Source organism: Prevotella sp. HCN-7019 (assembly GCF_037890215.1).
Classification (GTDB): domain Bacteria; phylum Bacteroidota; class Bacteroidia; order Bacteroidales; family Bacteroidaceae; genus Prevotella.
The window spans coordinates 758071-769666 of the sequence record NZ_JBBKBO010000001.1; the positions used below are offsets into that span (position 1 = coordinate 758071).

Consider the following 11596-nt stretch of genomic DNA (forward strand, 5'->3'; position numbering starts at 1 on the left):
GGATGATGAGAAACAGAGTTTATGCCCTCCTTCTGGCCGTACTGTCCTGCGTCTTTATGCAGGCTGCAGTCAAGTCGTCGCCGTTCACCGTTGACGGCCTCAAGTGTGAGAACATGAGTGCCCCTTTGGGTATCGACAACACCTCGCCTCATTTCAGTTGGCTGCTCCATTCGTCTGGTCGGGGCGACTGCCAGACCGCTTACGAAATACAGGTGGCGTCAGACGCGGCGCTGCTTTCCGCCGGACAGCCCGATATGTGGGCATCGGGCAAGGTGGAGTCCGGCAAGAGTGTGATGGTGGAATACGCCGGACGCACGCTCATGCCGCGCTGCATATACTACTGGCGCGTGCGTTCGTGGAACAAGGACGGTGTGGTGTCGGCATGGAGTAATGTGTCGCGCTTCGGTGTGGGAGCACTCGGCGGACTCACTGGACGCTTCGTGGGCATGGCCAATGGCAACGGTGACATGCGCTCGCCACTCATCCGCAAGAAGATAAAGGTTACGCCCGGTGCCACCGTTCTGGCCCATGTCAACTCGCTGGGTTATCATGAACTGTATGTCAACGGGCGCAAGGTGGACGACAGTGTACTCTCGCCGGCCGTGTCGCAGCTCGACCGTCGCTCGCTCATTGTCACCTACGACATAACTTCCTGCCTGTCTTCCGGCGCCTCAGAGGCCGACATTGTGATATGGGCGGGGCAGGGATGGTATAAGCCGACGACGTTCGGCGCCATATATGAAGGCCCGCTCGTGAGGGCAGACATCGATGAGGTGGATGGTTTGCGTTGGCGCACCATAGCCCGTACTGACACTACATGGACTGCTGCGTCGGGCGGATATGCCGATACCGGCACGTGGAACGCCTTGCAGTTTGGCGGTGAGCGTGTGGACGGACGCATCGTTCCGACTGACATGAGTACCGAATCGCTCGACCGCCGCGCGTGGTATCGTGTGGCCGAAGTGGCTGTACCGGGTATGCAGGCCACGCCACAGATGTGCGAGGGTAACAAAATTATAAGCACCGTACAGCCTGTTTCGGTCACACAGATGGCTGACGGCGGGTGGCTCATCGATATGGGCCGTGTGTTCACAGGCTGGCTAAGGCTCAGTCCGGGCGACATGCCTGCCGGCCGAGAAGTGCGTATGGAGTATGCCGACCATATATTTCCGGACAAAGGTTTTGAATCGCAGGGCGAGAGTGACATATACATCACCGCCGGACGCGAGGGTGAGACGTTCTGCAACAAGTTCAATCATCACGCCTTCCGCTACGTCCGTGTGAGCGGTACAACAAATCGTCCTGTCTGCACCGGACTGCAGATATCCGGCGGATATGAGGCTGCTGCGAGCTTCGAGTGCTCCGATGCTGACCTCAACGCCATACACGACATGATATTCCGCACCATGCGTTGTCTGACCTTCAGCGGCTATATGGTGGATTGTCCTCATCTTGAGCGCACGGGATATGGCGGTGACGGCAATTCATCGACAATGACTTTGCAGACCATGTATGACGTGGCACCGTTCTACTATAACTGGCTTCAGGCATGGGGCGATGTGATAGAACCGGATGGATCGCTGCCCCATGTGGCTCCGGCAGGCGGTGGCGGAGGTGGACCATACTGGTGTGGATTTATAATCAAGGCTCCGTGGCGCACCATGCTCAACTATGGCGACGACCGCATCATGCGCCGCCACTACGACGACATGTGCAGCTGGCTGTCGTATGTAGACCGATACACAACCGACGGACTGCTCGGACGCTGGCCCGACACGCACAATCGCATGTGGTATCTGGGTGACTGGCTCACTCCGGCAGGCGTGGATGCCGGAGACGGACGGTCGGTGGATCTGGTGAGCAATTGCTTTGTGAGCGACTGTCTTGCATCAATGGTGCACATGGCGCGCATCATGGGACGCACTGCCGATGCCGACGCTTTTGAACAACGGAGGCTGAAACTCAACCGCACCATACACAACCGATTCTACAATGCAGCCGATTCCACCTACGCCACAGGTTCGCCGCTCGACATGTCGTATGCCATGCTCGCCGGTGTAGTGCCCGACTCGCTTTATGAAGGCGTGCACCGCAAGCTGGTGGAACTGTCGCGCGGAAAGTACCGCACCCACATAGCAGTAGGACTGACGGGCGTACCTATATTCACCGAGTGGGCCACGCGCAACCATGAGACCGAACTGATGTACGACATACTGAAGCAGCGCGACTATCCAGGATATCTCTACATGATAGACAATGGAGCCACAACCACATGGGAGAGTTGGAATGCCGACCGCAGCCGTGTGCACAACTGCTACAACGGTATAGGCACATGGTTCTATCAGGCTTTGGGCGGAATAGTTCCCGACGAGGATGCACCGGGATGGAGCCATGTGATAATCGACCCGCAGTATGCCGGACATCTCGACTGGGCACAGGCATCGCGCAACACTCCTTACGGTCGTCTGGCCACCCGTTGGCAACGCACCGCCGAAGGCATAAGTCTCGAAGTGGAGTTGCCCGTAGGCGTGACGGCCACGCTGCGTCTGCCCGATGGCGTTGAGAAATGCACAGTCGACGGCCGCCGTATCAGCCGCAAGGCACGCACGACGGAACTTGTACAGGGCACCACACACATTGAATTCACCATGCGCTGAATCTCCCCGTATTGTGCATTATGCGCCTTTCATGACAGTGGTGATATGCGGAAGTGCATGAATATAAACTTTTGGTTTGACTCGATTTTTATAAAATAAAAAAGCGGAACAGAGAAATGCAAGTCCCTGTTCCGCTTTTTTTCTTTCCGATAGTGGGTGTTCCATGAACTGCATTTTATTCAGAAAGGGCCGTTCCGTGGGTTTTCTGTTTTCCGGAAACGGCTTTTCTGCATGTTCTGAAAGCCTTTTTTGTGCTGCCATATAGCCTTTTCTGTCGTTCCATATAGCCTTTTCTGTCGTTCCATATCGCCTTTTCGGCCGGCAGAAGAAGGCATTTTTATGCTCTGTTTTGGATAAAAATGGTTGACAGTCAGAATGTTATGCTATGTTGTCAGAAACTCTTGTGTACGACCACAGGACGGTGTTTGCTTGGTGATATGCGGAATATGAGTGGCAGACGTTGTATTTTTATTCATCAGAGTGTATTAATATGCGGTTTTCGCTATGGTAGAGACTGTCAGAAAAAAAGTTGCTGACAGATTTTGCTTATCGCACTTTTTTTATATATTTGCAAAATTCTTACATCCCATAAATAATATAAGTACATGCGTGAAAACAAAAGTATAGTGTTTGACTCTATCTTCCGCAGGACTTACTCGAAACTTTACTTCTACGCGCTCAGCCTGCTTACCGACGAAAGCGATGCCGACGACGTGGTGGAAGAGGTTTTTGTCGAACTGTGGAAACGTAGGGACGAGATAGATTTGGGCGACAAAATCGACTCGTTTCTTTATCGTGCCGTGTACACAAGGTCGCTCAACACGCTGAAGCGCCGTAATGTGAATGCAGGACGCCTCGCAGCGATAGACGACATAAACAGCAAACGCATGGAATTCTACAGCGGTGCTTCGGACGACCCGATGCGCAAGATGGAAGATGCCGACCTGCGCCGCATGATAAACGACACCATCAATCTGCTGCCGGAGAAGTGCCGGCAGGTGTTCTGTATGAGTTATCTCAACGGAATGCGCAACAGCGACATTGCAGAGGAGCTGCAGCTGTCGGTGCGCACTGTTGAGGCCCACATGTATCGCGCCCTGCGTTTCCTGCGCGACCGGCTCGGAAAATTTCTTACTGTGGGTGTAGTTTTTTTTCATTTTTTGATTAGGTGTTTTTGCGAATAGGATTGTTATAAATGTAAAATCCTTTATTATTGTCTTTATTTTATAGAAAAAAGTATCGTAATGAAAGAACCGGACGAGAATGTTATAATAAGGTTTCTAACAGGATGCTGTTCCGATCAGGAGCTTGAGGAAGTGAGGGATTGGATAAACGCTTCGGAGGATAACGCAGCCGAGCTTTTCAGGCTTGAGGAGATGTACCGTCGAATGAGCGGACTGACCATGTCGGGCAGAGAGGTGGAGAAAGCGCTTACGAGTGTTCATACGCGCATTCGCCGTGCTCGTGCACGCGAAGTCAGTATGATGCGTATTATCCGCTATGCTGCTGCGGCTCTCGTTCTCGTTATGATGAGCGCAGGTATGTGGTATCTGGGCGGCGGTATGGGAAAACTCGGTGCGACTGACTATATCGTGGCCAAGGCTTCTATGAATACGCCGCGTGAGGTGACGCTCGACGACAGCACTCATGTATGGCTCAACGCCGGTTCTTCGCTCAGATATCCCAAGACTTTCGACGGAGAGGTGCGCCGGGTGGAACTCCACGGCGAAGGCTACTTCGAGGTGGCGAAGGATAAGACACGTCCTTTCATCGTGTCGGGTGGTGCGGTTGACGTGAAGGTTCTCGGCACCGTGTTCGACTTCGACATCGACAGCGACCGCAAGATGGCCGAGGTGAGCCTGATAGAAGGTTCTGTCGAAGTGACCGAACGTCATTCCTCCGGCAAGGTTATGCTGACACCTGGACAGAAGGCATGCGTGGATTACGAGACAGGCCACATCATGGTGAAGAACGCCGACGTGCGACTCGAAGCTGTATGGCACAACCGTCTCATACCTTTCTATAATGCCGATGTGCGTCAGATAGCGAATACGCTCGAACAGCTTTATGGCGTCAAGATAGTTGTGGATGCCGGAATAGACGGCAGCCGTACATATTCCGGACAGATAATGCACAAGAACGACATAGACAGTGTACTTGAATTGCTGAAAAACACACTGCCTGTGAGCTATCGTAAGGATGGCGGAAAAATATATCTCGTGCCTAATGAATGACGGCGTGTGGCTCGCTGCACACCGCAGGACACGACAAACAGAAGACTGTCAGACCGTCACAACTCACGGAGTTGTGGCGGTCTGGCCGTTTATGGGATAACGTGCGATGTACGGAGAAAATGGTTCTGCAGGAATCATGTTGGGAGAGGTTGCAATAAAACAACTGTGTTTTAAATTCCGAACCGGCGTTGTCGCTTTCTGTTGAAAGCAAATAATCCGGGCTTTTCCACACCCTCTGAATTCTGTGGTTTCCCGCTCGAGTTTTCTGTTATACCCCAAAAAATAAATGAGTATTTGCGAGCAGACTTTCCTTCGGACGCAAATACGCGAAAAATAAGAGTTTTGCACAAATGACTGGATATCAGAGATTTACATTTCAAAGCGATTTTTTCATCCTACGAAATGCACTGTTTCAGCACGTGATATTGCCTGTTTCAGGGCGTGAAATGCACGATATCACACCCTGATATAGACCAAACCGGAGGCTGAAACAGGCATAATCGGAATGTAAGATTAATTATCCGGCATTCCATAGCAGGGTATATGATAAGGCTGTCAGGAATGAACAAGCCTTTATTATATCGGATTTAACATTTCTTTACATCTCTTTTGCGATTTTATTTTGTCAAAAAAAAGTCAAGAAAATCTGTCAATCCGTTGTCTGAGTTTTCTTTCGAAACGATGATATGACGTGCCGGGAGTACCACGGAAAATGTGCGCATGTCTTGAGATGAGGATTCTTCGACTGTGACAATACGGATTTGTCATTACGTGCGAAAATGCACTGTCGTGTCTCATATCGTCCCGTGTTGTCTGGAGCTTTTCCTGCGTTAAATGATACTTTATTAATAAATGTTCCCACATAACTTCTACAGGACCGGGAGAAGTGTGATGGATACTTTTTTTAAAAAAAATGTCATGGTGTTTAAGTAATTTTATAAAAACTTTTGTTCTACTACCAAAGACTTCTACTCAAGATAATTAAAAAACTAAATATAACTAAACAATTATTTATGAATAACAAGAATCAGTGGAGTAAGAGGATGGCGCGTGGCTTCGTGGCCCTCATGTTCGCAGTCGCACCTATGCAGGGAGCGTTTGCGCAGGTCACCCTGAACACTCCGAACACCACCCTGGGTGTGGTAATAAAGAAAATCCAGGCACAGTCGAAATTCAAGTTCTTCTATGACGACGATCTTGCCGACATGCAGGTGAAGGCGATCGACGTGAAAAGCGCTACACTCGAGAAAGTGCTTACACAGCTGCTCAAGGATAAGGGCGTTACATTCAAGGTGGATGACAAAGTGGTGTATCTGAAACGTAAGGAACAACCGCAGTCACCCAAAAAACATAGCGGTGAGAAGAAGAAAATCACCGGACGCATACTCGACGAGAACGGTGAACCGCTGATCGGCGCAAGCGTTACTATAAAAGGTACGACAGACCGTGCCGTGACAGATATGGATGGAAACTACACAGTGATGACTGATGTGGAGAATCCGGTGGCACAGTTCACTTATCTCGGATATAAACCTCAGGAGGTTGCAGCCGACAAAAGTGGCGTGGTGAACGCAAAGATGGTGCTCGACTCACAGTCTATCGACGAGGTTGTGGTTACAGCGCTCGGTATAAAGCGTGAGAAGAAGATGCTCGGTTATTCAGTGCAGGACATCAAGAGCGACGCTCTCAACACCACCGGCGATCCTTCTGTGACAGGTGCTCTTGAAGGCAAGGTGGCCGGTCTGCAGATGAACACTGCAAGCACAGGTCTGGGAGGTTCTACTAAGATAACCATCCGTGGTAACTCTTCTCTCACAGACAACAACCAGCCGTTGTGGATCGTTGACGGTGTGCCTTTCACCGACGATCAGACTTCAGACGCTTCTGCATACGGCGGATACGACCGTGGTGGTACATCGTTCGACATCAACCCGGAGGACATCGAGTCTATCTCTGTGCTCAAGGGTCCGAACGCTGCGGCTCTCTACGGTTCGCGTGCCGGTAACGGTGTGATACTCGTTACTACAAAGAAGGGTTCTCACAAGCAGGGCTTCGGTGTTACTTATAACGGAAACTTCACATGGAGCCAGGCTGCAGAGACAATAAAGATGCAGAAAAAGTACGGTCAGGGTTCAAACGGAAAGATAAACTATCTTTACGACGAGGACGGCAACAAAACAGCCATTACCGGTGAACTTTCATTCGGTCCGGCTCTCGATGGTCATCTCGAACCGTCATGGCTTGGCGAACAGATACCTTATAAATATTATGGCGACAAGCTGAAGGATTATTTCAATACTGGTTTCTCTCAGTTCCACACAGTGGCATTGGGCAATACAACAGAGAAATCACACTTCCGTGTATCTGTTGGTTTCAACGGTAACAACGGTCTTTTCAAGGACGAGACTCTTGACAAACTGACTACAGACCTTAACGCTGGAACAGTGATAAACGACTATCTGTCGTTCGACGGTAAGATTTCTCTTTCTCATATGAAAGCCGAGAACCGTCCTTATACAGGTCTTAACGGCGAAGTGGCACAGTTGCTGCTCATCCCGGGCAACGTAAGACTGAGCGACCTTGCCAACAACTACACATCGTCAGACCGTCTGCACCAGAACTGGTTCGGTCCGGACCAGCAGTATTCTAACCCGTACTATGTTCGCCATCGCTATCAGAACTCTGACGAAAGATGGAGAGCGTTCGGTTACTATTCTGCAAACCTTAATCTGACAGACTGGTTGAAGTTCAATGCAAAATATTCATTCGACTACTACCGCACACGCATTCAGACAAGCGACCTCGGACTGGGCGACCAGGCCATAAGCACTCCGGACCAGAGCTGGGAGGAAATGCTGACCAACGACAACATGCAGCGTGGTGAGGAAAACCACTTCGAGCAGAACATACAGTTCCTCTTGATGGGTGACAACCAGCTCACTCCGAAACTTCGTCTTGGTTATACCGTAGGCGCAAACATAATGTATCTGAATTATGAGATACTCAATGTCGGCGTTGAGAACATGCTTGACAAAGACAACTGGATATTCAATACAGGTTATCGTCTGGTTTCTGCCAACAACGACGGACACGAGCGTGCGATGTATTCTGTATTCGGATCTGCACAGCTCGCATACGATGAGTATCTTTCTCTCGACCTTACAGCACGTAACGACTGGTCATCAACACTGCCGGCAAAGAACAATTCGTTCTTCTATCCGTCTGCAAGTGTGAGCTACGTGTTCTCAGACTTCATGCGTTCTATCAACAAACCGCTGCCTTCATGGGTTACTTTCGCAAAACTGCGCGTGTCTGCCGCACAGGTAGGTAAGGATCCTTCACCATACAGCTTGTACAACACACGCAAGTTTACATTTGACATGGGTATCCGCAAACCGGTGGTCAACACAATTATGATGAACAGAAACCTCAAACCGGAGATCAAGACTTCGTACGAGGTTGGTCTTGACATGAAGTTCCTGAACAACCGTCTCGGCTTCGACTTTACATATTATTATAACAGCACGAAGAACCAGGCAATGCTCGTTGATGCTTCCGCACCTTGGACACAGCAGTGGGTTAATGCCGGTAAGATCACAAACTCCGGTGTTGAATTCATGCTTTATGGTACTCCGGTGAAGACAAAGGATCTCACATTCGACTTGACAATGAACATCGCACACAACCGCTCGGTAGTGAAAGAACTTGCTGACGGTGTGAACAGAGTTTATTTCAACGGCGACCCGAACATGCCTGTTAAGGTTGGTGCAGTGGCCGGTGGCAAACTCGGCGACATCTATGCTAACAACCTTATGAAGCGCGACGAGCATGGAAACATCGTTGTTGGTTCTAACGGTCTGCCTCAGCCGGAAAACGGAAACGGCAATCTGGAGCAGTATCTGCTCGATCATCCTATCGGAAACATACAGCCAGACCTGCTCATGTCTATCACTCCTACATTGACATACAAGGGTTTCAGCCTCACAGCAATGTTCGACATGAAGTTCGGTGGTGATGTTGTTTCAGTATCAGAAGGTATGGCTACAGCTGTCGGAACATCAGAGCGCACAGCTTATCGTGGTGAATACAAAGAGGTGAACGGCGTTTGGGATTATTATCTCGTAGTTCCCGGTGTTAAGGAAGACGGAACTCCGAACGACATTCCTGTAAGCGCACAGTCTTACTATTCTACAATCGGTCTGTACAAATCACAAAGAGGATACGCTGAAGAGTTCGTTCATGATGCTTCATACATAAAACTCAAGGAACTTGCAATAGGTTATTCGTTCCCGCAGTCGATGCTCAAACGCACTCCGCTCACATCGCTCAAGATGTCGTTTGTAGCACGCAACCTGTGCTTCCTGATGAAACATACTCCGGGTAACCCCGACGGTGGATATGACACGACAATGTTCTCACAGGCACTCGACTATATGGCCGTGCCTTACACACGTACATTCGGTTTCTCAATCAATCTTGGATTCTGATGACGTAATCGGACATACGCTTGTGGCGATGGACATTATCAATATATAATAAAGAAGCAAAAAGCAATTCTTAAAACTTAAAACAACAATGAAACGCAAAATAATATTCAATGGATTTCTGGCACTGACCATGGCCTGCACCGTCAGCTCATGCTATGATCTCGACGATATGAGCCACAATCCTTACGAAATAGAAGACAATACCGGAGCAGGAGGCGATATCGACAATCCTGATGAGGACAATACGAAATATGCCGATGTGAACATCAATTTCACTGTAAGCAAGGAAGACTCGGCCACACTCAAGACAGCGTTGGCTGATGCTCCTTCTACATTCCGCAACTTCCTGTATGAGGGATATTATAACGATTATCAGATCACAACCAACCTGAGCCATGACATCTATGCCGGTTATGTTGCAAACAACCAGCCGAAGCACTCGATGAAAACACCTGACTACAGTTATGGTGACGGATGGTCTGGACAGCGTTGGGCACACTTCTACAATGAGCGCAGCTCTGAATACCGCACACTGTTGAGAGCATACAAGTTCAATGACAATCCGGAGAAATACAAGAACATGTTCTATATCACACGTATATATTATGTGTTCCTTGCTCTGGCAAATACAGATACATACGGTGCAATGCCGTTCCGTGAGTATGCACAGGCACGTATTCCTGAAACAAACAATGTGAAGTATGACACACAGGAAGAGGTTTACGATGCTATGTTCAGAATGCTTGAGCAGGCAGTGGACAGCATCAAGCCGAACGATGCTTCACAGTATAAGATCGATCGTGAGGATATCTGCTACTTCGGTGATGTGAACAAGTGGCTGCGTTTTGCCAATACACTGCGTCTGCGTCTGGCTCTCCGTATATCAAATGTCGCTCCTGAGAGAGCAAAGCAGGAGGCTGAGAACGCATTGAACAATCAGTACGGACTCATGCAGAGCAATGATGACAACATGCAGACAGTTCCAAGATACGCTCCAACGGAAATGGGAGGTAATGACTCTGGTGGTGATGAGAACGCTCTCGCAATGTGTTCTGTTGCATACGGAGGCGAAAGTGTTATGTCATGGGATCTTGAACAGATGTATCGTAACCTCAGTACCGGTGGTGGAACTTATCAGATAAAGACCGGCCGCAACGACTACGTGGAAAAGACAATCGACCCGAGATGTCTCGTATGCTGGTATCGTGCCAAGATGACTTCCACATCAATTGCTGCCGGAGAGGAAAGCCTTCGTGAAGACTTTGCTGGCTGCAAGCGTGGCGCACAGGCTCCGGAAATTGACATGGGTATATTGAATTACAGTATCACACGCACAGAGCCGAAACCGGCTTCAAAGATTCTGAACAAGGATTTCTGGTTCAACTATGCACGTCCTACTGTATGGCTGGGCTATTCGGAATCGCTTTTCCTCAAGGCTGAGGCTGCTCTCCGCGGATGGACCGGACAGGATCTTACAATGGATGCAGAAGGATATTTCCGCGCAGGAGTACAGGCTTCCATGGATTATTATGAGATTGACTCGGAGGCTGCACAGTCTTACATCAGTGGTCTGAAGGTTCTCAATGACGGTACTTTCAGCAGTGGTGACAGGGAGAAGATACTCGAGGCCATCATCACACAGAAGTGGATGGCAGTATTCCCCAATGGTAATGAAGGTTGGGCTGATTTCCGCCGCACCGATTATCCGGCTCTTGCTAACCAGCTCACCAACTCATCCGGAGGCGATGTTCCTGAAGGCAAGATGATAAAGCGACTGCTCTATCCTAACAGCGAAAGCTCTAACAAATATTTCAATGAGCACGAGGAACTCAAGGCAGCCAACACTCAGGGTACAAGACTGTGGTGGGACGTTGCTGATACAAATGACGGCAGCGGCAACAGACAGCAGCCAAACAACTTCAGAAGTACGGCTTCAACATCATCAAAAATAATGAGGTAATTGTAATAGTACGGTTTTTTTAGTGTTATTAATTGTGGAGGGACGAGCTTGTTTTGAAAGTTCGTCCCTTGTTTTTTTGTTTATTTTCTGCCTGTTGGTCCAATATTCCAATAATATATGGTCGGCATGAAGATGGTTCGGTATAAATTTTCAGTATTTATAAAAAAAATATCATATGGTGGTAAGTATTTTTTGAAAAGGGATTGTTATGATTATGAAAAGACTGAAAACTGCCTACTGCATCTAAGGATGCTACTG

The 11596-nt window shown here is 49.1% G+C and carries 6 protein-coding genes; 5 read left to right on the forward strand and 1 reads right to left on the reverse strand.

The window, feature by feature from the left end; all coding sequences use genetic code 11:
* Window positions 1-5: 5 nt before the first annotated feature.
* Entirely contained in the window at window positions 6-2657 is a 2652-nt protein-coding gene (locus tag WKT13_RS02590; protein ID WP_445323554.1) for a family 78 glycoside hydrolase catalytic domain, read from the forward strand.
* A gap of 18 nt (window positions 2658-2675) precedes the next feature.
* Here the strand turns inward: WKT13_RS02590 and WKT13_RS02595 are convergent, their stop codons facing one another.
* Entirely contained in the window at window positions 2676-2918 is a 243-nt protein-coding gene (locus WKT13_RS02595) for a hypothetical protein (protein ID WP_340322695.1), read from the reverse strand.
* A gap of 344 nt (window positions 2919-3262) precedes the next feature.
* Here WKT13_RS02595 and WKT13_RS02600 point away from each other — a divergent pair, with 344 nt between their 5' ends.
* The 4 genes from WKT13_RS02600 (at window position 3263) to WKT13_RS02615 (ending at window position 11338) form a co-directional block, all read left to right on the forward strand.
* The gene (locus WKT13_RS02600) at window positions 3263-3841 is read left to right on the forward strand and encodes an RNA polymerase sigma-70 factor (protein WP_340322696.1); all 579 of its coding nucleotides are present in this window, start codon (window positions 3263-3265) and stop codon (window positions 3839-3841) included.
* A 60-nt stretch (window positions 3842-3901) separates the two neighbouring features.
* Window positions 3902-4891: a FecR family protein gene (locus WKT13_RS02605; protein ID WP_298621295.1), complete on the forward strand. Its 990-nt coding sequence runs from the start codon at window positions 3902-3904 to the stop codon at window positions 4889-4891.
* Between the two features lie 1013 nt (window positions 4892-5904).
* Entirely contained in the window at window positions 5905-9378 is a 3474-nt protein-coding gene (locus tag WKT13_RS02610) for a SusC/RagA family TonB-linked outer membrane protein (protein ID WP_340322697.1), read from the forward strand.
* A gap of 88 nt (window positions 9379-9466) precedes the next feature.
* A complete protein-coding gene (locus WKT13_RS02615; protein WP_298621301.1) occupies window positions 9467-11338 on the forward strand; it encodes a SusD/RagB family nutrient-binding outer membrane lipoprotein in 1872 nt (623 codons plus the stop codon).
* Window positions 11339-11596 lie beyond the last annotated feature (258 nt).

Bases quoted from the DNA above. Each gene is read 5' to 3' on its own strand.
- WKT13_RS02595 (WP_340322695.1), bottom strand. From the start codon at position 2,918: ATGGCAGCACAAAAAAGGCTTTCAGAACATGCAGAAAAGCCGTTTCCG.
- WKT13_RS02615 (WP_298621301.1), top strand. From the start codon at position 9,467: ATGAAACGCAAAATAATATTCAATGGATTTCTGGCACTGACCATGGCC.
- WKT13_RS02600 (WP_340322696.1), top strand. From the start codon at position 3,263: ATGCGTGAAAACAAAAGTATAGTGTTTGACTCTATCTTCCGCAGGACT.
- WKT13_RS02605 (WP_298621295.1), top strand. From the start codon at position 3,902: ATGAAAGAACCGGACGAGAATGTTATAATAAGGTTTCTAACAGGATGC.
- WKT13_RS02610 (WP_340322697.1), top strand. From the start codon at position 5,905: ATGAATAACAAGAATCAGTGGAGTAAGAGGATGGCGCGTGGCTTCGTG.
- WKT13_RS02590 (WP_445323554.1), top strand. From the start codon at position 6: ATGAGAAACAGAGTTTATGCCCTCCTTCTGGCCGTACTGTCCTGCGTC.